This window comes from Pseudovibrio sp. Ad13, assembly GCF_001623225.1.
Taxonomy (GTDB): Bacteria; Pseudomonadota; Alphaproteobacteria; order Rhizobiales; family Stappiaceae; genus Pseudovibrio.
On record NZ_LMCC01000017.1, the window covers coordinates 19365 to 39310 of the forward strand.

At 52.7% G+C, this 19946-nt stretch carries 21 protein-coding genes; 12 read left to right on the forward strand and 9 right to left on the reverse strand.

Annotated features, from left to right (window positions below; all coding sequences use genetic code 11):
* Positions 1-217 precede the first annotated feature (217 nt).
* Positions 218-895, reverse strand: coding sequence for a cysteine hydrolase (locus PsAD13_RS19680; protein ID WP_063319258.1), 678 nt, complete (start codon positions 893-895; stop codon positions 218-220).
* 338 nt (positions 896-1233) lie between these two features.
* Between PsAD13_RS19680 and PsAD13_RS19685 the strand changes: the two genes are divergently transcribed.
* Positions 1234-2538 carry an SDR family oxidoreductase gene (locus PsAD13_RS19685; protein WP_063319419.1) on the forward strand — a complete coding sequence of 435 codons (1305 nt, stop codon included), beginning with the start codon at positions 1234-1236 and terminating at the stop codon, positions 2536-2538.
* Positions 2535-3005 carry a DUF2269 domain-containing protein gene (locus tag PsAD13_RS19690; protein WP_063319259.1) on the forward strand — a complete coding sequence of 157 codons (471 nt, stop codon included), beginning with the start codon at positions 2535-2537 and terminating at the stop codon, positions 3003-3005. Before PsAD13_RS19685 ends, PsAD13_RS19690 begins: the two co-directional genes overlap by 4 nt.
* A 15-nt stretch (positions 3006-3020) precedes the next feature.
* Here PsAD13_RS19690 and PsAD13_RS19695 read toward each other — a convergent pair whose 3' ends face one another.
* From PsAD13_RS19695 to PsAD13_RS19710, 4 genes are all read right to left on the reverse strand, one after another.
* Complete coding sequence (locus PsAD13_RS19695) at positions 3021-3719, reverse strand: hypothetical protein (protein WP_063319260.1); 699 nt, start codon at positions 3717-3719, stop codon at positions 3021-3023.
* A gap of 134 nt (positions 3720-3853) precedes the next feature.
* Complete coding sequence (gene gatA / locus PsAD13_RS19700) at positions 3854-5335, reverse strand: Asp-tRNA(Asn)/Glu-tRNA(Gln) amidotransferase subunit GatA (protein WP_153040941.1); 1482 nt, start codon at positions 5333-5335, stop codon at positions 3854-3856.
* 27 nt (positions 5336-5362) lie between these two features.
* Complete coding sequence (gatC, locus tag PsAD13_RS19705) at positions 5363-5650, reverse strand: Asp-tRNA(Asn)/Glu-tRNA(Gln) amidotransferase subunit GatC (protein ID WP_057463353.1); 288 nt, start codon at positions 5648-5650, stop codon at positions 5363-5365.
* A gap of 144 nt (positions 5651-5794) precedes the next feature.
* Positions 5795-7015 (reverse strand): MFS transporter, encoded by a 1221-nt coding sequence (locus tag PsAD13_RS19710; protein WP_063289423.1) that lies wholly within the window; start codon positions 7013-7015, stop codon positions 5795-5797.
* A gap of 81 nt (positions 7016-7096) precedes the next feature.
* Here PsAD13_RS19710 and PsAD13_RS19715 point away from each other — a divergent pair, with 81 nt between their 5' ends.
* The 4 genes from PsAD13_RS19715 (at position 7097) to PsAD13_RS19730 (ending at position 10143) form a co-directional block, all read left to right on the forward strand.
* On the forward strand, positions 7097-8062 hold the full coding sequence (locus PsAD13_RS19715; RefSeq protein ID WP_063289424.1) for a helix-turn-helix domain-containing protein: 966 nt from the start codon (positions 7097-7099) through the stop codon (positions 8060-8062).
* Positions 8062-8613 carry a helix-turn-helix domain-containing protein gene (locus PsAD13_RS19720; protein WP_063319261.1) on the forward strand — a complete coding sequence of 184 codons (552 nt, stop codon included), beginning with the start codon at positions 8062-8064 and terminating at the stop codon, positions 8611-8613. The genes PsAD13_RS19715 and PsAD13_RS19720 overlap by 1 nt, the downstream gene beginning before the upstream one ends.
* Positions 8614-8802: 189 nt before the next feature.
* Entirely contained in the window at positions 8803-9276 is a 474-nt protein-coding gene (locus PsAD13_RS19725) for a YHS domain-containing (seleno)protein (protein WP_057463357.1), read from the forward strand.
* 393 nt (positions 9277-9669) lie between these two features.
* Entirely contained in the window at positions 9670-10143 is a 474-nt protein-coding gene (locus tag PsAD13_RS19730; protein WP_057463358.1) for a YHS domain-containing (seleno)protein, read from the forward strand.
* 169 nt (positions 10144-10312) lie between these two features.
* Here the strand turns inward: PsAD13_RS19730 and PsAD13_RS19735 are convergent, their stop codons facing one another.
* Together PsAD13_RS19735 and ung are read right to left on the reverse strand one after the other, a co-directional pair.
* Positions 10313-11050, reverse strand: a complete 738-nt coding sequence (locus PsAD13_RS19735) for a metal-dependent hydrolase (protein WP_063319262.1) — start codon at positions 11048-11050, stop codon at positions 10313-10315.
* A 132-nt stretch (positions 11051-11182) separates the two neighbouring features.
* Positions 11183-11884: a uracil-DNA glycosylase gene (gene ung / locus PsAD13_RS19740; RefSeq protein ID WP_063319263.1), complete on the reverse strand. Its 702-nt coding sequence runs from the start codon at positions 11882-11884 to the stop codon at positions 11183-11185.
* 119 nt (positions 11885-12003) lie between these two features.
* On the opposite strand from ung, the gene ruvX reads away from it, so the two are divergent.
* Positions 12004-12501 carry a Holliday junction resolvase RuvX gene (gene ruvX / locus PsAD13_RS19745; RefSeq protein ID WP_063289427.1) on the forward strand — a complete coding sequence of 166 codons (498 nt, stop codon included), beginning with the start codon at positions 12004-12006 and terminating at the stop codon, positions 12499-12501.
* 168 nt (positions 12502-12669) lie between these two features.
* Positions 12670-13608: an AEC family transporter gene (locus PsAD13_RS19750; RefSeq protein ID WP_057463362.1), complete on the forward strand. Its 939-nt coding sequence runs from the start codon at positions 12670-12672 to the stop codon at positions 13606-13608.
* Here the strand turns inward: PsAD13_RS19750 and PsAD13_RS19755 are convergent.
* On the reverse strand, positions 13593-15248 hold the full coding sequence (locus PsAD13_RS19755) for an acyl-CoA dehydrogenase family protein (RefSeq protein ID WP_082596874.1): 1656 nt from the start codon (positions 15246-15248) through the stop codon (positions 13593-13595). The genes PsAD13_RS19750 and PsAD13_RS19755 overlap by 16 nt on opposite strands.
* A gap of 134 nt (positions 15249-15382) precedes the next feature.
* Between PsAD13_RS19755 and PsAD13_RS19760 the strand changes: the two genes are divergently transcribed.
* The 4 genes from PsAD13_RS19760 (at position 15383) to dprA (ending at position 19601) form a co-directional block, all read left to right on the forward strand.
* Positions 15383-16342: an aspartate carbamoyltransferase catalytic subunit gene (locus PsAD13_RS19760; protein WP_082596876.1), complete on the forward strand. Its 960-nt coding sequence runs from the start codon at positions 15383-15385 to the stop codon at positions 16340-16342.
* A gap of 11 nt (positions 16343-16353) precedes the next feature.
* The gene (locus PsAD13_RS19765; RefSeq protein WP_063291713.1) at positions 16354-17658 is read left to right on the forward strand and encodes a dihydroorotase; all 1305 of its coding nucleotides are present in this window, start codon (positions 16354-16356) and stop codon (positions 17656-17658) included.
* A 126-nt stretch (positions 17659-17784) separates the two neighbouring features.
* Positions 17785-18402: a glycerol-3-phosphate 1-O-acyltransferase PlsY gene (plsY, locus tag PsAD13_RS19770; protein WP_063319264.1), complete on the forward strand. Its 618-nt coding sequence runs from the start codon at positions 17785-17787 to the stop codon at positions 18400-18402.
* Positions 18403-18407: 5 nt separating this feature from the next.
* Positions 18408-19601, forward strand: coding sequence for a DNA-processing protein DprA (gene dprA / locus PsAD13_RS19775; protein WP_063319265.1), 1194 nt, complete (start codon positions 18408-18410; stop codon positions 19599-19601).
* Positions 19602-19613: 12 nt separating this feature from the next.
* Here dprA and PsAD13_RS27870 read toward each other — a convergent pair whose 3' ends face one another.
* Positions 19614-19751, reverse strand: coding sequence for a hypothetical protein (locus tag PsAD13_RS27870; protein ID WP_193777078.1), 138 nt, complete (start codon positions 19749-19751; stop codon positions 19614-19616).
* Between the last annotated feature and the right edge of the window lie 195 nt (positions 19752-19946).

A 19946-nucleotide genomic window follows, 5' to 3' on the forward strand; every position in this document is an offset into this window, starting at 1 on the left:
GTAGATTTTGAGGCAGTATGTCTTGAAACGGCAAAACACCCAACATCTAGTAGGCAGCTTAATATACCAGGGTTCAGCTCATTCAAATTGATCCACAGCCAGATGCATCGCGCAGATACACAAGCAAAAAGCCTGCGTCAGACGCAGACTTTTCCCATGCCCATGTAGGGTGCATGTTGATAATGTGCAACCGGCACAATGCAGGTGAGATCAGAACCTACTGAGCCACAGCCAGCTCTGCCGATTTCACCAGCTGCACGCCCTTGCCCACCAACTCTGCCCGACAGTCCGTCCAGCCTTTCGGATCAATGGAAAGCACAGCATCCTCTGCCAGCTCCACCGCATATCCACGCCCAAGCGCACCAAGCGCCGTGCTCTTCACACAGTAACATCCATCAAGCCCGGCAATCCTGAGCCGTCCGACACCGTGTGTCTTCAGGAAAGCTTCCAGCTCTTCACTGGCAAATGCATCTCCCACACTCTTCACAAGATCCATATCCGGCTGAAACCCGAGCCGCTTATCCAACTCAAGCCCATCAGAGCCCATTGTCCCAAGCCCTTCGCCAAGCAATCCAATCAGAAAGTTCGTATAGCCTCCTTCATAGATCAACCGTGTGGTAATCACCGGTTCCCCGCGCGCCTGTGCATCTGCCGCCAACGCATTAATTCGCGCAATCCGCTCTTCCACAAAAGCAGCAGGCCACTGTCGTGCCTTGGTATCCTTTGTAAAGTCTTCCTGCACATCCAGCACCAGCAACGCAGACTGACCGCGGCTTGCCTTATCAATCACGTCTCCCTGCGTCGGCCCCTGCAACCGCATCAAGCGCTGCGCGGTGTATCCAGCACCAATCAGAAGCACCAGAACCACAAGACCAACAACACTCCACATACTCATCAATGCCTCCAAGTTACGACTGTCCCAGTGAGGAAAAACAACCAAGCAACGCCCGCGGCACTTTCAGGTGCGTCCGCACCTCATTTGCACGCAGGCACTGCAAAAGCCCTTCAAGAATAGACAGTGCTTAGCCAAAGGCTGAGTGATCTGTATCCTCTCACAAAGCGAAACCGCCAGTTCAGGATCTCTCTGCACGTCCCGCTCTTCCATACCCGCACAAAACCACTGCAGGAAAAATTTGTCAACTAAGTTGACAAATAAGATACACTCAACTGAACGCCCTCATGCTAGATTGAGGCATTAAAGTGAGTCTGGTCTTCGTTTTTAAAGTTCAATTTATGAGTAACCGCAAATCAGCAATTGTCCTCGGCGCTTATGGCTTCATCGGTGCCGCCTGCGTCAAACATCTCCAACATTCAGGATTTCATGTCACGGGGGTTGGGCGGTCCCAATCAGCCGCCCGGCAATGCTTTCCTGAATTACAGTGGCGCTTTCTGGATATCGCCACCACAACCACTGAGGATTGGAGCAAAATCTTTGAAACAGCAGATGTAGTCATAAACGCATCCGGCGCCCTGCAAGACTCTGCCAAAGACAATCTGGAAGCAATCCATGTGCAAGCCGTCGAACATATGTGCGAGGCATTGATCAACACAGATAAGCTGTTCATCCAGATCTCAGCCGCAGGCGTCGCGCTTGACGCAACCACCAATTTCTTCCGCACCAAAGCAAAAGGCGATGCAATCATTAAGCAACAGCTTGAGCATGCAATCATTCTGCGCCCTGCCCTTGTTATTGGACCACAAGCCTATGGCGGAACAGCACTTCTACGGGCAGCCAGCGCGATGCCGCTCATCGGCTTTAAGGTATTCCCCAAAAGCCAAATTCAAACCATAGCCTTGGACGACCTGGCACAAGCAGTCACACACTGCGCGCTTGGCAAAATACCGACAGGGACAACGGCAGACCTTGCAGAAGAAACACCGCAAACACTCTGGCAAATCACAAATTCAGTGAGAGCATGGCAAGGCTTCCCGCAATGGCGCTATGCTATCAGCGCCCCAAACGGGCTCCTAACGGCGACAAGCAAACTGGCGGATGCTCTTGGAACGCTTGGTTGGCGCTCTCCCCTGCGCTCCACATCCATCGAAACCCTGCAAAACGGCATCAGCGCGGATACGTCCACTTGGCAAAAGGCGGGTGGTTTTCCCTGCAAATCACTTGATGAAACACTGAGGTGTTTGCCATGCTCAACGCAGGAGCGTTGGTTTGCCAGACTTTATCTTCTGTTGCCCCTCACCATCGCCTGCCTTTCTCTCTTCTGGCTTGCCTCTGGCATTATCGGAGCAATCCAGTTTAGCGACGCACAGAGAGTTCTGACCGAGCGCGGCATGGATCAAACACTCAGTCTGCTCTTTGTCTTTGCAGGCAGCATCGCCGACGTCACGCTTGGCAGCCTCATCCTCTTTAGAAGACACACCCGCCTCGCTTGCCTTGGCATAATCGCGGTGACACTTGGCTACTTAGGTGCCGGCACATTGTGGGCGACGGATCTCTGGGCAGATCCTCTTGGCCCATATGTCAAAACAATCCCCGCCGTGATCCTTGCCCTCTTTCCCTTTCTGCTGCTGGAGGAAAGATGACCTACGAGTTCCTCAAGTTCCTGCACATCATCGGCGCCTGTGTCCTCATCGGAACTGGGGCAGGCATTGCGTTCTTCATGGTGATAGCCGCCAGAACGTTAAACGCTGCGGCCATCGCTCATACAGCCGGAACCGTCGTCATTGCTGACACCCTTTTCACAGCCACTGCGGTGATCATTCAGCCAATCACCGGATATCTGCTGGCAAGAGAAGTTGGCTGGTCTTTGACCGAAGGTTGGATCGTGCTCTCACTCGCACTTTACATGCTTATTGGCGCATTCTGGCTCCCAGTGGTCTGGATACAAATCCAACTCAGAAACCTCGCCACATCAGCCGCCCAAACATGCACACCCTTGCCACCCCGCTACCACACCCTCTACCGCATCTGGTTCGCCTGCGGCTTTCCGGCTTTCGTTGCGATACTTGGGATTGTTTGGTTGATGATTGTGAGGCCGGAGGTTGGTTAAAAAACATTGAATCGACTAAACACAATCAAGCAGTTTGCCAGTCACGGGCAGCACCTCATTATCCTGTGTGTAAAAAGCTCCATTGGAAAAGCTAACACCAATGCCGTACCCTAGGAAAATTTCGTCTTTTTGCTTTAAATTTTGCAGGGAGAATTCTCCCAACACGTAACGCACTTCTACAGCTCCAGCATCAACAACAACACCATCAAATTGCTTCGCATATAATTTTTGCATGTCAACATAACCTGGACTTTCGAGATTTCTAAACTCAATTCCTGATGAAATATTGTCTCCAAAACTTCTATCATCAAACCAAAGGTCTAAGTTAGCCTCAGGCAGCTTGCCTTCATTTGAAATAAATTGAAAGCCAATAGGACTAGACGCGACTCGCCAAAACCGTTGAAGAACACCTTGGCGATCTCCATCATTGCTTATCACTACAGGGATCGCAAAGATGCCTTCACATGCCCCCATCTTCTTTTGTACAGAAAACTCGGGCTGTAACAGTGTTACACGCAACCTAGGACCAGTAGCTCCAGCATAAATTGCGACAACTGCAACAACTAATGAAACAACAGCGATAGCAATCGAAAAGCCGTTTAAAACCAAACTTCTATCAAACCGGCCACCATTTTTAAAGAGATCCAACATTCTGCGCAAGAGCGAACACAAATTATCGATCCCCCGCCTTCCAGAGGCTAAAATTTTTTTCATGTAATTCTCATCCATAGAAAACTTTTAAACACAAAGTTCCATTTCCGCAAAGCATCACCAGAAACCAACGCCCAACAAAAAAGGCCCCGGATCTCTCCGAGGCCTCTCTCATTTCATAGCAGCAGCGCTGAGGCTTACTTGCTCCACCAGTTGGCGGAAGGCTCGAAGCGGCCAGCGGCTTGCTCAATCACTTCACCAACCTGGAACAGAGTGCCTTCGTCAAATGGCTTGCCGATCAGCTGCAGGCCCAGTGGCAGGCCGTCTTTGTTGAGGCCAGCTGGGATGGACATGCCCGGAACGCCAGCCATGTTGGCTGTCACAGTAAACACGTCATTCATGTACATGGTCACTGGATCAGTGATCTCGCCTGGAGCAAACGCTGCATCAGGAGTGGTCGGTGTCAGGATTGCATCCACACCGTCAGCCCATGCATTGTCAAAGTCCTGCTTGATCAGGGTACGAACCTTCTGCGCTTTCAGGTAATACGCATCGTAATAACCTGCAGACAGAACGTAGGTGCCGATCATCACGCGGCGCTTCACTTCGTCACCGAAGCCAGCTGCGCGAGTGTTCTCATACATCTCTACAATGTCATTGCCCGGCACACGCAGACCGTAACGAACACCATCATAACGCGCCAGGTTGGAAGACGCTTCCGCTGGAGCCACAATGTAATAAGCAGGCAAAGCGTATTTGGTGTGCGGCAGAGAAATCTCGACGATCTCAGCGCCAGCTTCCTTCAGCCATGCAATACCCTGCTGCCAGAGCGCCTCAATCTCCTCTGGAATACCGTCCATGTGGTACTCTTTAGGAATACCGATCTTCATGCCCTTGATGGACTTGCCGATGAAATCTTCGTAGTTCGGCACAGGCGCATCAACAGAAGTGGTGTCTTTCGCATCAACAGAAGCCATGGACTTCAGCAGGATCGCGTTGTCACGCACTGTACGGCCAATCGGGCCAGCCTGATCCAATGAGGACGCAAACGCAACCATACCCCAACGAGAACAACGGCCATAAGTTGGCTTGATGCCAACAGTACCGGTCAGCGCTGCAGGCTGGCGGATGGAACCACCGGTATCAGACGCTGTCGCCGCAGCACAAAGATGAGCAGCAACGGCAGAAGCGGAACCACCAGAAGACCCACCAGGCACCAGTGCAGTCTCAGTGCCATTGCGGCGCCAAGGGTTCACAACGTCACCATAGAAGGAAGTCTCGTTGGAAGAGCCCATCGCGAACTCGTCCATGTTCAGCTTACCCAGCATCACAGCACCGTCATCAAACAGGTTTTGCGTGACGGTGGACTCATACTCTGGCTTAAAGCCATCGAGGATGTGAGAACACGCCTGAGTGTGAACACCCTTCGTCGCGTAAAGGTCTTTGATGCCGAGAGGAATACCTTCCAGCGGACGCGCCTCGCCAGCAGCGATTTTTGCGTCAGACGCTTTGGCCTGCTCACGGGCAATATCGCCAGTTACAGCAATATAAGCGTTCAGCGCCTCATTGCCGGACTCGATGGCACCGAGGTAGCTCTCAGTCAGTTCAGTTGCAGTAAAATCGCGGGCAGCAAGCTTATCGCGCGCCTCTGCGATCGTCAGTTTGGTAAGATCAGACACAGTCATTATCCTTGTGAAATCGGGCGCTTATTCAACAACTTTAGGCACGGTGAAGAAGTTGTCTTCATGCACTGGCGCGTTAGAAACGATCTTGTCCGCATAACCGCCATCGCTCTGGCCGTCAGCCCGCTTCTTCATGGTGGTTTCAACCACAGAGGTCATTGGCTCAACGCCGTCAACATTCACCTCATCCAGCTGCTCAACAAAACCAAGGATCGTGTTCAGCTCACCAGTCATTTTCTCCGCCTGCGCGTCATCAACCTTGATGCGCGCCAGACCGGCAACACGTTTTACGGTGTTTAGATCAACCGACATGTTTCACTCCGAAATTACGGGGGCAAAAGACTGCCCGCCTCGAATTCATGGCAAAGAGCTATAAACACAAAAAAACAGCAGAACAATCACTGCCCTGCTGTTCATCCCTCATATTCTCGATATTACGGAACCAATCAGTACCGATTAATAAGAAGCATATTCCAGAGATCTCCCACGCACACCCGACACCACCAACCACAACGCCAGACCCAGCAACAAAGGAAGTGCCGAGAGTGAAAGCCCTGCCCAACCAACAGTGCTGAACAAAATGCCCGTTGAAAGCGCACAGATCGCAGAAACCAACGCTACGACTGAATCATTGGCTCCTTGAGCAAGCGGCGCATCTTCAGGTGCAACAACCTCAACCAAACGAGACGTCGCGCCGATAAAACCAAAGTTCCAGCCAACACCCAGCAGGAGCAAAGCCACATAGAAGGCCCAAATCTCAACACTCAGCGCACCAATCACACCAGCCCCAGCAAGCATCAACAAACCCAGCACCATGACCGAGGTTGTTCCAATCCGGCGGATGATAAAGCCTGTAACAAAGCTCGGACCAAACATGGCGACCAAATGCCAGCGGATTACATCGCTGGATTGACCAACAGAAAACCCACAATAGTCCATCGCAAGCGGTGTCGGAGACATCTGCATAGTCATGAAACCAAAAGAGAGCCCCGCACACGCCGTCGCACTCCAGACAGCTGGTCGGCGCAGCACCTTCAAGGACGCAACAAACCCTTTGTTAGTCTGGTCTTTCGTCAAAGCAGGCGGCAGGCTCAAACCAAGCACAGGCAACGCGCCCACAACAGCAACACCTGCCAACGCCAGATAACTGCCCACAAATGGAATGACCCCGCCAAAATCTTTCACCACACCAACAAGGCTTGGGCCAAGCAGCGCAGAGAGCAACCCCATAGACATGCTCAGCGAGATCGCCATGGGCTTCCACTTTTCGCTGGCGCTGTCAGATGCAGCAAACCGCATAAAGGTGTAGGCCGCCGTGGCAATGCCTAAAAGCACATGCCCAACAAGCAACACGACAAACTGATTGGAATAAAGCGCATAAACGCAGAGCAACGAACCGATAATGCTCAGGACTACACCCAGCAATATCCCGTTCCGACGCCCATACCGCCCCATAAACAGCGAGATTGGTGTAGCAAACAGAAAGTTACCAAACATCTGCAAGGCAAGCGGCACAGTTGCCATGGTGGGGTGGGGTGCAAGATAAGACCCTGCCAGAGCGCTGATCGCAATCAGGATTGGCATCTGCATGGAAAGGATTGCTGTTGCAATCAAAATGAGCGGAAAATTGCGCGCCCTATAGGCAGTCCCCGGCTCCGCTACCTTTGAAAATCCCATAATTATTCCTCGTAGAAACTTTGACCTCCTTGAGATTACCGCCTACAACAATTGGCAGTTAGGACATTCAAGCTTCAAATCATGCCAAACACACAAATCGAGCATTACCGTCATATAGATGCACTCGTGTATCACGGGATCAACCTTCTGGATCTGGCAGGCCCGATGCAGGCTTTCTGGACGGCAGACAGTTATCATCCCAAGTATAAGCTCAGAATTCTCTCTGTTGATGGTCAGCCGGTAGAAACCCAGCCAGGGATCAAAATCGCCGTTGATGGCAAGATATCCGACTGGAACCCAGCCGCTGATCTTCTCATCCCCGGAGGGCGTGTCGATAAAGAGCTGGGCAGCAGTACCCTTCGCTCGCTTCTTCAAAAAGCTGCAGCAAGGGCAAACGGAGAGCGCATCATCTCCATCTGCTCCGGCGCACTTATTCTGGCCGACGCTGGCATTTTAGATGGCAAGCAAGCCAGCACCCATTGGAGCCGCGCTTCCACAGCACAAACAGAGTTCCCAAATGTGAACTGGCAGCTCAACCAACTCTTCGTCAATGCAGGCAATGTCTACAGCTCTGCAGGTGTCACTGCAGGCATCGACCTGACCTTGCACCTCATCGAGCAAGATCTGGGAGCTGCGATCTCACTGAAGACCGCGCAGGAGCTGGTGGTCTACCTGCGCCGCAATGGGGGACAAGCCCAGTTCTCCTCCGCCCTTTCCCTGCAAGCCGCCGGTCAATCCAACATCGCAAAACTCTCAGAGATCATTCTGTCAGAGCCAGAGGCAGACTGGACCATCGAGAACATGGCAAAATCAGCAGGTGTCTCCACGCGCACTCTGCACCGCCGCCTGAAAGAAGACATTGGCGCGACCCCAGCTCAGTTCGTAGAGCGTCTTCGGTTGGATCTTGCCAGAACAGCCCTTCTCAAACGCAGCTCCATCAAACAGGCAGCTCATTTGTCCGGTTTCGGGCATATCCAAAACTTGCGCCGTGCCTTCCAGCGAAACTTTGGCATCACACCCTCTGAGTATGCGGAGAGGTTTTCCTGATGCCTGAGCCGACCACACCAAGAGGCCGCCCACAAAACAACGAACTCACCCGTCTGATCCTGACTACAACGCTCAAAGCACTGGCAACGGATGGCTATCACGGCACCTCAACCCAGCAAATTGCGCAGACAGCAAGCACGTCCAAACAAGCGCTGTATCGCCGCTGGCCAAACAAAGCAGGTCTGACTCTCGAAGCCCTGCGCTACGGGTTCCGCCAGGTTCCCCCCATCTACCCCGGCATGTCTTCTTTTCACAATGACTTGCAGGACGCCACCTCAGGCATCCTCAACGCCCTTTACGACACTCCGTTGGGCACCGCATGGCTTGCCCTGCTCTCAGAGCCTTCGTTAACGGAGGAACTTTCCCTCATTGAAGGTGAACAGCGCACGCACTTCAGACAGGTTTTCGTTTACTGGAATACCACTGCAACCATGGAGACAAGCATCGACCAACTTCTCGGTTTTGTGTTTTTCACCAGCCTCGTTCGCAGGAGAAAACCGGCGCTACGGGAAATTACCGAGTTAATTCAGAGCATTACAAGTCGATCATAAAAAATCAAAGCCGCTCTCCTCTTGGTGAAGACACTTGATTGGCACTTGTACACCCTCTTGGGGCAAGAAGATTGGGCCTCGCAAGAACGGGCAATTTCCGCGGGCCGAGGTTGTCGAACAAACAAAGCATTCTTCCTGACCTGGCTTTGTTTGTCTGGCGAAGTTCATTGTTTCATTGAGGGTAATATAATGAAAATCAAATCTATCGCTGTTGCAGCAGCCATTGCAGGTGCTGCCCTGTCCGCAAGCACATTCGGCGCTTTCGCTGATGAGATCTCGACCTACACCTCTGGTGGTTATGCGATTGGTGGTACCGATCCTGTTGCATACTTCACACAAAACAAGCCTGTTCAGGGTAAAGCTGAATTTACCGCTCAGTATGACGGCGTAACCTGGAAATTCTCCAGCGCTGAAAACCGTGACAAGTTCGTTGCAGAACCAGCAAAGTTCGCTCCGCAGTACGGCGGCTGGTGTGCAGTTGGTGCATCCTTCGGCAGCAAGCTGGAAACCAAGCCTGAGCTTTGGGACATCGTCGACGGCAAGCTCTACCTCAATGCCCACGATGGTGCAGTAAAGCGCATGCAGTCCCGCACAATCGAAACGATCACCAACGCAGACACAAACTGGGTTGAGATCCGCGACGTACCAGCAGACAAACTCTAAGTTTCCTTCAGTGCATATGCTGCAATAGGCGATGCCTAGCGCCTATTCCGACATCTCCCCAAATCTCATGGTGGCATATGCATTGAGCCCTAGAGAAAGCCGCAGATTTCTGCGGCTTTCTTTCGTTTATGGCACCCATTCGTTCAAAGCACACATAAACGAAACTAACGCTGCATCTACAACAAGTTGCACATCTTCAAATGCACTTTGCAGCGAGTAAACCGTCCCCTCACAACCAGTTCTCAAAACGGTGATGAAGCGTTATTGGCCTTAAGATAGGTATTCACGCATAGTGTTTTCAGAACATAGATAAAAACCAGTGGTTCCCCATAATCAACTGGTAAACGAAACAAGCCAGACTTGGCTTCAAAGATCAGTCCGAAGGAGTTGCCCATGCCGATCAAATCTTCAGTTCTTGCAGTTGGACTAGCACTGTCAGCACTTGTAACTGTTCCGATGACGGCAATGGCCGATGACGTAACCAACTTCGTTGAAGAAGGCTACGCAATCAAAGGAACTGATCCGGTCGCTTACTTCACACAAGGCAAGCCAGTTCCAGGCAAAAAAGAGTATTCCACGCAGTATCAGGATGTGACGTGGCTGTTCTCTTCCGCTGAAAATCTCGACAAGTTCAAAAAGGATCCAACCAAGTACGCGCCTCAGTATGGCGGTTGGTGTGCAACTGGTGTGAGCTTCGGAGTAAAAATTCCGATCCAGCCAGAACAATGGAAGATCGTTGACGGCAAACTTTACCTGAATGCCCATGCAGGAGCCCAGCGTCACTTCCTAAAAGACCCGAACGCTTCCATCGCCCGGGCAAATGAAAACTGGCCAACAATCATACACACGCCAGAAGCAGACCTTTAAGCGAACCCCACCCAAGCTCCCTTGAAGGCCACTCAAGCTACGCGTGCCCCCAACTAAGCGTAGCTCCCGCGGTGAAAGCAAAAAAACGCGGAATGTGTCCCTTTCAAACTTTAAATGCCTCAGTTCACGCTGAGGCCTTTTCTTGTTTCAGTGACAAAAATCAATGCAGCTATGAAGCTGCAACACTGTTATTGACTGTCACCATCTCCCCCGGCTTCAGCTTTGCCACACGAAATGCATCATCCTCCATGCATTCGGTAAACTGATCTGCGCTCTGGTCTAAAATTGGGAAGGTACCGTAGTGACACGGAATGATGGTCTGAAACTCGAAGAACCTCTGACACGCCATTGATGCGGTGCGAGCGCCCATGGTGAACCGATCCCCGATCGGCACAATCCCAATCTGGGGCCGGTAAATCTCGTTGATCAGCTCCATATCAGAGAAGATATCCGTATCACCCATATGTAACAGTGTTGGCTCATCCTCAGCCATCACCACAACGCCAGCTGGGTTACCCAGATACACGTCCGCAACGCTGCCTTCACTATCAAACGAACAAGCAGAACTGTGCACTGCATTGGTCAGCGCCACACCAAACGCCCCCATGTTCACGCAGCCGCCATGGTTCATAGGATTGATCTTCTCAATACCTTTGTCCTGCGCCCACATGCAGATTTCCCAGTTCGCCGTAAGCGTTACACCAGTCGCTTTCAAAATATCGATGGTATCGCCCACATGATCGTCGTGGCCGTGGGTCAGCAGAACATGATCAACACCTTCACTCACCTGCTCCACACTCATCTCTGCCGGAAAGCTCGGATTGCCAGACAAGAACGGGTCAATCAGAAGCGTTGCCCCGGGAATGTAAACCTTAAAAGCAGAATGGCCCAGAAACTGTAAATCCATACTACCAATCCCCCAATGCGGAGTGCCGAAACGCGGCACATCCGTGATATCTAAAATATTATCTAAACTAGTAGGAATTTGGTTACACAACCCTTAAATGTAACCGGACACTGGCAAAACTCCGGTAATGCCCTAGGAGATCTTCCAGTCAATCTCTGCAATACCATGTGCTTTCAGGTAGGCATTGGTTTTGGAAAATGGAGCCGACCCGATAAAACCGCGCCGTGCCGACAACGGCGATGGATGGGCACTCATCAAAACCAGATGCTTACTCTCATCAATCAGATCCAGCTTCTTCTGTGCATGCGCGCCCCACAGGATAAACACCAGATGCTCTCGTGCCTCGGACAAGCCCTTGATCGCCGCATCCGTAAACGGCGCCCACCCTTTCTTGGCATGAGACCCGGCCTTGGCTTCCTCCACACTCAAAGACGTGTTGAGCAGCAAAACACCCTGCTCCGCCCAATGTGTCAAACACCCATGAGCTGCAGGCGCTAAACCAAGGTCGCTCTCCAACTCCTTGTAGATATTGCGAAGCGACGGCGGCAGTTTCACGCCTTTGCGAACTGAGAAGGAAAGTCCATGTGCCTGCCCTTCCCCGTGGTAGGGGTCCTGCCCAAGGATGACAACACGTACATCACTCAGAGCAGCTGCATTAAAGGCAGCGTAGCAGTCAGCTGTGGGAGGATAAATGGTCTTACCTTCCGCTTCCTCAGCATCCAGAAAGGCCTGGAGTTTCTGAAAGTAAGGTTTATCCATTTCAGGAGCCAGAATGCCCTGCCATCCCTCTTCAAACTGCACTTGCGTCACGCCTATATCCACCTGCTCAATCATCTTGCACCCTTACCTTTATCAGAACAGCCATCACACAGTTCAGCAGGAAACAGCATGTCCCCGAGAAAAATATAGATTACCTGCTTGGCGTTGCTCTCAAGCCGTGCTAACCCGCCGCCATGGCAAATGATCCCTCACTTTCTCTCGAAGATTTCTGCGACGCGCTTTATGATGATGACCGCCTGATCGGTATCGATCTTGGCAGCAAGACCATTGGTTTGGCACTGACTGATTCAGGCCGGCAGATTGCATCTCCATTGGAGACCATCAAGCGCAAGAAGTTCACGCAGGATGTCGAACGTCTGCTGGATCTTTGTAAGGAACACAGCGTCTTTGGCCTCGTGATTGGCCTGCCGCTCAACATGGATGGCACCGAGGGCCCGCGCTGTCAGGCGACCCGCGCATTTGTGCGCAATCTTGCCCAGAAAACGGAAATCCCGATCACCTACTGGGACGAGCGTCTCTCCACCGCTGCGGTCACACGCACACTTATCGAAGCAGACCGTTCCCGCGCCCGCCGAGCCGAGCTGGTCGACAAGATGGCTGCCTCCTACATCCTGCAGGGCTTCCTGGACCGCATCAACTATGGCGGCACCTCTCTCTTTGAGGACGAGTAGGTCCAGCTCTCAAGCAACAACACTTGAGAAAATTTAAGGCGCCCTGCGCTTTACCACTCTGCTTTTTTCAGGCTACGTGAATAAACGGATACGCGCCTCAATGCGCTGTTTGTCCATCCACTTGCAAAGACACTTTCCTGTCTGTGCAACAGCCTGAAAAGCACAAGCATGTTCTCTGCCCTGTCAGCCATCATCTCTGTCTTGCTCCTCACAGCCACAGGATGGTTCCTCCGTCATCGCAATCTCATCCCAAGAGAGCGCTGGAGCGGTATGGAAGATCTGGCCTATTGGGTATTGTTCCCTGCGATCATCCTGATCAACGTAGGCACCTCAGATTTCTCTGCAATGCCGGTCATGGAAATCACCATTTCCGTACTGGGAACCTTCTCGCTTCTGGCCATTCTCTGCCTCGTCCTGCAACCCTTTCTAAAACAGAAATTTGCAATCGAAGGTCCGCGCTTCACTTCCATTTTTCAAGGTGTCGTGCGCTGGAATGGTTTTGTCGCCATGGCAATCGCAGCCAATAGTTTTGGAGAGGAAGGTGTGGCGCTGGTGGCGGTCATCATGGCAATCATGATCCCGGCAGCAAACCTGCTCTGCGTGATTGTTCTGTCGATCTATGCAGGAGGATCCGTCCCCTCGCCAAAGACGCTTGCAAAAGAACTGATCAAGAACCCTTTCATCATCAGCGTTGCAGCAGGAGGTCTCATCAACGCCTCCGGTGGTTATATTCCGGAAGTTATTGCAAACTATCTGACATTTTTGGGAAGTGCAGCCCTACCAATTGCAGTTCTGTGCGTCGGTGCAGCTTTGGATTTGGGGGCACTGCGTCGCCCGGGCCCAGCGCTTACATCAGCTCTGCTTTTGCGCAACGTACTTGCACCGGGCATTGCCTTGAGTTTTGCGCTCGCGCTTGGACTTGACGAAATCTCGGCAACCATTGTCACACTGGTGTTTTCTGTTCCGGCAGCAGGGGCAAGTTTTGTTCTGGCGAGGAAAATGGGCGGCGACGCCAAGTTGATGGCCGAAATTCTGACCCTTCAGACAGTCGCCGCCGCAATCACTATTCCGACGTGGTTATTGGTCGTGGCCTACTTGATCGGGTAAAGCCACTCAAGGATCCCCTTGGCGTCATAGCGAGCATCCAGCATGCCATAGCTTGAACGCCACTGACCTGCCATACGGGTCTCAATAAACGCATTGGCAATCGCTGGAGGAGCAACTTCTTTCAGCGCTGCAGCTGCAGCTGTGATCGCCAGTTGTTCAGTCAGCAACCGGGCACCACCTTCATCTTCCAGACACGTCCGCGCTGCAGCCTGCAACACTTCAACAGACACCTTGCCGGCAGGGCCAAGATCAGCTTCCAGCATGCCAAGCACATTCATGAAGCTGTCTGGAGTGCGGTGCATAGCCCGCAGCAGGTCCAGCGCCATGATATTGCCTGAGCCTTCCCAGATGCTGTTGACTGGGGCTTCACGGTAGATACGAGCCATGTCGTGATCTTCCACATACCCGTTACCACCCAGACACTCCATCGCCTCAGCTGCAACGTTCTCTGCACTCTTGCAGATCCAGTATTTTGCAGCAGGCGTGATGATCCGCAGGAAGTCAGCAGCCTGACTGTCTTCACCTTCCAAATCCATGCAATGCGAAAGTTTCAGCGCCAGTGCCTCACTTGCAGCCATATCCAGAGACATATCCGCAAGAACCCGCTGCATCAGTGGCTTTTCAATAAGACGAGCCCCAAATGCACTGCGGTTGGAGGTGTGATGAACCGCTCTGGAAATCGCAGCCCGCATCAGGGCAGAAGACCCAATACAACAGTCCACACGGGTAGGTGTCACCATTTTCAAAATGGTCTTGATGCCCTTACCCACTTCCCCGACAAGGAAGCCAACGGCGTTGTTAAACTCAACCTCGGAAGAAGCGTTGGACTTGTTACCCAGCTTGTTTTTCAGGCGCTGGAAGTCCAGACCATTCACTTCGCCAGATTCCAAAATACGCGGTACAAGGAAACAGGTCGGCCCCTCTTCCAACTTGGCCAGCACGAGGAACGCATCACACATTGGTGCAGAGAAGAACCACTTATGACCATTGATCACATAAGTGTCGTCAGAAACCTTTTCAGCGCGAGTGATGATCTGACGCAAGTCGGACCCACCCTGCTTCTCCGTCATGCCCATGCCAAGGCTCGCACCCATCTTCTGGCTGGCAGGGCGGAAACGTTGATCATATTTGCGGCTCAGGATGCGCTCATTCCACACCTTGGCAAGTTCAGGGGCCTGAGTAAGGGCCATGGCAGACGCGTTGGTCATGGTCACCGGGCAAAGGTGCCCACCTTCCACCTGGCTCATCACGAAATACTTGCGCGCACGATTATAAAACGCACGCTCACCACCCGGCTCCATGGACTCAACAGACGCACTGTGCAGGCCAGCTTCAAACGAGCGGCGCATCAGCGCATGATAGGACGGGTGAAATTCGACAACATCCAGACGGCGACCATACGGATCGTGTGTTTTCAGCACCGGTTCGTTAACATTTGCCAGTCTCCCCAGATCCAGTGCATCTGCGGCTCCACACTGCTCACCAAACTTGATAAGCTCCTCCCGTGCAGAATCGTTGGAGCCCGTGCCACCCAGATCAGCAAGGAGAATTGGATCACTCTCGGCAAGGTTATACCCACAATATGGCGGGGCCTGATTAATTACCCCTGTCGTCATAGTGGCTTGTGAAACTTTATCCATTTTTCCTCCCGCGAGTTGCCCCAGCGATTTTGATAGGTTAGCGCGCACGTTGCAACTGCGATTTGCACAATAAAAACTATACATCTGTTGAGCTCTTTACGAACTCGGTGTTTCTGCCTATAGAAGGGTCTTCGATGAGCAAGAAAACCACACATCGATCCTCAGCGTTCCCGCATCGCCATCTCCTCGGTATCGAGGGATTGCAGCCTCCCCACATTAATTACCTTTTGGACCTTGCCGACGAAGCCGTCGAAGTCTCCAGACAGGTAGAAAAGCAGAAAGCTGTTCTGCGTGGGCGAACGCAAATCAACCTCTTCTTTGAGGCTTCCACCCGCACCCAATCTTCCTTTGAGCTTGCAGGCAAGCGCCTGGGCGCGGATGTTATGAACATGTCGGTCTCCACCTCTTCGGTGAAAAAGGGTGAAACCCTGATCGACACCGCAGCAACCCTGAACGCCATGCGCCCTGATTTGCTGGTTGTTCGCCACCACGCCGCTGGAGCGGTCCACCTGCTGGCCCGCAAAGTCGGCTGCGCGGTCGTCAACGCCGGCGACGGCCCTCACGAGCACCCAACTCAGGCTCTGCTGGATGCCTTGACCATCCGCCGCCACAAAGGAACCCTCGGCGGCCTGACAGTAGCCATCTGCGGCGACATCCGCCACTCCCGCGTCGCCCGGTCCAACATCATCCTTCTCTCTAATATGGGAGCCCGCGTGCGTGTCATAGCTCCCTCTACACTACTGCCCTCTGGTATTCATAGTATGGGCGTCGAAGTATTCACAGACATGCGCGAAGGACTAAAAGGCTGCGACATCGTCATGATGCTGCGTTTGCAACGCGAACGTATGAGCGGTGCCTTTGTACCATCTGTTCGTGAGTATTTCCGTTATCACGGTCTGGACTCCGAAAAACTCTCCTACGCCAAACCTGATGCTCTGGTCATGCACCCCGGCCCTATGAACCGTGGTGTCGAGATCTCGGCAGAAGTCGCAGATGGTCCGCAAAGTCTGATCCGCGAGCAAGTGGAAATGGGCGTCGCCATACGTATGGCAGTGCTTGAAGCTCTTGCTCAAAACCTTCCTGACAACAACTAGAGGACACGCGCATGTACAAGAATGTAAACCCGCTGGTCCTGACAAACGCCCGCATCATCGACCCAGCAAACAATGTTGATGAAGCAGGTGCAGTGATTGTGCAGGACGGCACCATTCTCGCCGCTGGTGCAGAGGCTCTCAATCAAGGTGCTCCAGATGGAGCAAAAACCGTTGACTGCCACGGTGCTGTCGTCGCACCCGGTCTCATAGACATGGGCGTCAGCGTAGGCGAACCCGGCGCAGAACACCGCGAAACGCTGGAGAGCGCCAGCCGCGCAGCAGCCGTTGGCGGTGTAACCACCATCCTCACCAGCCCCAACACGGACCCGGTGATTGATGATCCTGCATTGGTGGACTTCATGCTCCGCCGCGCTCGCGACACAGCTATCGTCAACGTGCACCCGATGGCTGCCCTCACCAAGGGCCTGGCTGGCAAGGACATGAGCGAGATCGGTTTGCTTAAGGAAGCAGGCGCCATCGCCTTTTCCAATGACAGACTGCCAATCACCAACTCCTCCGTTCTGGTCCGTCTGCTGACCTACGCTCGTGACTTCGACGCGCTGGTGGTTCATCAGGCTCAGGATAAGGATCTGGCAGGCTCCGGCGTCATGAACGCAGGTCTGAGGGCCTCATGGCTGGGTCTGGGCGGCATCCCACGCGAGGCTGAGTTCGTCGCAATCGAACGCGATATGCGCCTCGTTGCCATGGCAAAAGGCAAGTATCACGCACGCCTGATCTCCTGTCCGCAAAGCGCTGAAGCCATCCAGAAAGCAAAGAACGACGGCCTCAACGTCACTGCAGGCATCTCCATCAATCATCTCACGCTCAACGAAAACGACATCGGCCCCTACCGGACCTTCCATAAGATGTCGCCACCGCTGCGCACGGAAGATGATCGTCAGGCCATGGTAAAAGCACTGGCAGATGGCACAATCGACATCATTATGTCCGATCACAACCCACAAGATGTGGAAACTAAGCGTCACCCCTTTGCAGAAGCCGAATATGGTGCTTTAGGGCTTGAAACAATGCTTGGAGCTGGAATGCGCCTCGTTCTGAATGAGGACATCTCACTTTCCAAACTGCTTGCAACAATGACCTGCAATCCAGCGGACCGTCTTGGTCTTCCTGCTGGCCGCCTCTCAAAAGGTGCTCCAGCAGACCTGATCGTGTTCGACCCGCAAAAACCATGGATCGTAGAAAAAGATAAAATCCGTTCGCGCTCAAAGAATACCCCTTTTGAGGACGAAACTTTAACAGGTCGGGTTTTGACAACCATCGTTGCAGGCGGCATCCTAGATCACGACGCAATTTAACGTGTAGCTCTGAACCAGCCCACGAGGCTTTGGCACAATGCACGCGATACGATAAAGTTTTAAAGCAGTATGCTCATCCGCAAGGACAGGCATACTGCTTTAATATTCAACTACTGGAGAACACCCGTGCCTGATCCAATCAGCTGGTCCCTTGATTTACCCTACTATCTGGCTGCGTTGGCCTTTGGCTACCTATTAGGCTCCATTCCGTTTGGCCTGCTCTTTACAAAAATGGCAGGTCACGGAGATATCCGAAACATCGGATCCGGCAACATTGGCACCACCAACGTCCTGCGCACCGGCAGTAAAAAACTCGCGGCCCTCACTCTGCTGTGTGATGCGTTCAAAGGCACTGCTGCGGTCGTACTTGTAGCTCTTTACATGGGCGGTGAAGCAGCATTAATCGCAGGTCTCGGCGCATTTCTAGGCCACCTTTTCCCGGTCTGGCTCAAGTTCAAAGGCGGCAAAGGCGTTGCTACTTACATCGGCATCCTGCTCGGCATCTTCTGGCCAGTAGGCATCATCTTCATCGCCATCTGGATTGCGACCGCCTACATCACTAAGTTCTCATCCCTGTCAGCACTGGTAGCAAGTCTTGTCACTCCCTTTATTCTGCTGGCTTTCGATCAGTGGCAAATTGCGCAAATGATGGGATTACTCAGCATATTGCTATGGGCAAAACATCACGAGAACATTGCCCGCCTGCTGAAAGGCAAGGAAAGCAAGATCGGTTCCAAGGGATGATGTAAATGGAGACAGCCACCAAAAGCCGGGCACCACACCTAAGTGACACCCAACGGCTTGCGTGGCTTCGCCTTATCCGCTCTGAGAATGTCGGCCCAAGAACATTCCGGGAGCTCTTCAATCATTTTGGCTCAGCACAAGCGGCACTTGATGCCCTGCCAGAGTTATCCCGAAGAGGCGGTAAGAAAACTTATCGCCTTTTTTCTATGGACAAAGCTGAAGCTGAACTGGCTTCCCTCTATAAAATGGGCGCACGCCTCGTCGCCATGGGCGAGCCCGCCTATCCTCCCCTTCTCAGACACATTGATGCACCCCCACCCCTGCTCGCGGTCCGAGCCAGAGAGCCATTGCAACAGGAACTCACCGGCACGCAAAAGACGCTGGCCATCATCGGCGCCCGCAATTGCTCGGTCGCCGGAGCAAAGTTTGCAACAAAACTGGCTGGAGACCTTTCAGCAGAAGGCTTCACCATCATCTCAGGTCTGGCACGGGGCATCGATAGCGCAGCGCATCAGGCCGCTCTCACGTCTGGAACCATCGCAGCCTTTGCCGGAGGCATCGACACCATCTACCCAAAAGAAAATATGGAGCTTTTTGCAAAGATGATCGCAGCCAACGGAGCAGCCATCAGCGAAATGCCCATGGGCTGGAACCCGAGAGCTCGGGATTTCCCCCGCCGCAACCGCCTGATCTCGGGAATGTCATTAGGTGTTATCTTAATTGAAGCCGCAGAAAAATCGGGATCTCTGCACACCGCCCGATACGCACTGGAACAGAACCGAGAGATATTGGCAGTCCCGGGGTCTCCATTAGATCCTCGATCAGTCGGCGCCAACAAACTTATCCAGCAAGGCGCCGCGCTCATTCAATCGACTGACGATATTCTGGAGATCATGGAACCCAAAATCTCTATGTCCTTGCCACTTCATCAGGGGATTGACGAACCTGCCATGGGTTGGCCAGCCTTGGAGCAGGCAGATGCAGACGAGACCACAAACCCGCTCAATGCCAAAGAACAGGACAGACAAGCCATCATCAATGCACTGAGTGAGACACCCATAGATCAGGATGAACTCCTGCGATTTACCGGTGTCACCTTACAGACGCTTCAACTCATCCTGCTGGAGATCGAACTGGCCGGACGCTTGGAGCGGCACAAACCCAACAAGCTTTCTTTGATACATTCTGACAGAGCGTGACAATTTTGCGTCTTAGTCGGTTTCGTTGTTTTCCAGATCCAAGTCCTCAACCTCAACAGGGTCCGGTAATCCACCGGATTGAGCTTCCGCTTCTTTTTGAGCCAGAAGCAATAAGTACCTCAGCAGGTCGAGCCTCTGCGATCGCGCCATGTCACTCAATTCACGACACATTTTGGCGCAGTACTCTGCTACGTCACGTGTTTCGATTGTTCTGTCATTTTTCGGCAACGGGTAATTACGCAAGCTTTTTAACCTTCTTATGCAACCATGACACAACCCTCAGATGGTAAAAAGCGCTTTGCAATCTGAGGGTTACAGCAAGTAAAGCCATTACCTTAGGTTGCG

What these genes read in the sequence shown, in the direction of transcription:
- PsAD13_RS19680 (WP_063319258.1), bottom strand. Translation starts at nt 895, where the DNA reads ATGAGTATGTGGAGTGTTGTTGGTCTTGTGGTTCTGGTGCTTCTGATT.
- PsAD13_RS19685 (WP_063319419.1), top strand. Translation starts at nt 1,234, where the DNA reads ATGAGTAACCGCAAATCAGCAATTGTCCTCGGCGCTTATGGCTTCATC.
- PsAD13_RS19690 (WP_063319259.1), top strand. Translation starts at nt 2,535, where the DNA reads ATGACCTACGAGTTCCTCAAGTTCCTGCACATCATCGGCGCCTGTGTC.
- PsAD13_RS19695 (WP_063319260.1), bottom strand. Translation starts at nt 3,719, where the DNA reads ATGAAAAAAATTTTAGCCTCTGGAAGGCGGGGGATCGATAATTTGTGT.
- gatC (WP_057463353.1), bottom strand. Translation starts at nt 5,650, where the DNA reads ATGTCGGTTGATCTAAACACCGTAAAACGTGTTGCCGGTCTGGCGCGC.
- PsAD13_RS19710 (WP_063289423.1), bottom strand. Translation starts at nt 7,015, where the DNA reads ATGGGATTTTCAAAGGTAGCGGAGCCGGGGACTGCCTATAGGGCGCGC.
- PsAD13_RS19715 (WP_063289424.1), top strand. Translation starts at nt 7,097, where the DNA reads ATGCCAAACACACAAATCGAGCATTACCGTCATATAGATGCACTCGTG.
- PsAD13_RS19720 (WP_063319261.1), top strand. Translation starts at nt 8,062, where the DNA reads ATGCCTGAGCCGACCACACCAAGAGGCCGCCCACAAAACAACGAACTC.
- PsAD13_RS19725 (WP_057463357.1), top strand. Translation starts at nt 8,803, where the DNA reads ATGAAAATCAAATCTATCGCTGTTGCAGCAGCCATTGCAGGTGCTGCC.
- PsAD13_RS19730 (WP_057463358.1), top strand. Translation starts at nt 9,670, where the DNA reads ATGCCGATCAAATCTTCAGTTCTTGCAGTTGGACTAGCACTGTCAGCA.
- PsAD13_RS19735 (WP_063319262.1), bottom strand. Translation starts at nt 11,050, where the DNA reads ATGGATTTACAGTTTCTGGGCCATTCTGCTTTTAAGGTTTACATTCCC.
- ung (WP_063319263.1), bottom strand. Translation starts at nt 11,884, where the DNA reads ATGATTGAGCAGGTGGATATAGGCGTGACGCAAGTGCAGTTTGAAGAG.
- ruvX (WP_063289427.1), top strand. Translation starts at nt 12,004, where the DNA reads ATGGCAAATGATCCCTCACTTTCTCTCGAAGATTTCTGCGACGCGCTT.
- PsAD13_RS19750 (WP_057463362.1), top strand. Translation starts at nt 12,670, where the DNA reads ATGTTCTCTGCCCTGTCAGCCATCATCTCTGTCTTGCTCCTCACAGCC.
- PsAD13_RS19755 (WP_082596874.1), bottom strand. Translation starts at nt 15,248, where the DNA reads ATGGATAAAGTTTCACAAGCCACTATGACGACAGGGGTAATTAATCAG.
- PsAD13_RS19760 (WP_082596876.1), top strand. Translation starts at nt 15,383, where the DNA reads ATGAGCAAGAAAACCACACATCGATCCTCAGCGTTCCCGCATCGCCAT.
- PsAD13_RS19765 (WP_063291713.1), top strand. Translation starts at nt 16,354, where the DNA reads ATGTACAAGAATGTAAACCCGCTGGTCCTGACAAACGCCCGCATCATC.
- dprA (WP_063319265.1), top strand. Translation starts at nt 18,408, where the DNA reads ATGGAGACAGCCACCAAAAGCCGGGCACCACACCTAAGTGACACCCAA.
- PsAD13_RS27870 (WP_193777078.1), bottom strand. Translation starts at nt 19,751, where the DNA reads ATGGCGCGATCGCAGAGGCTCGACCTGCTGAGGTACTTATTGCTTCTG.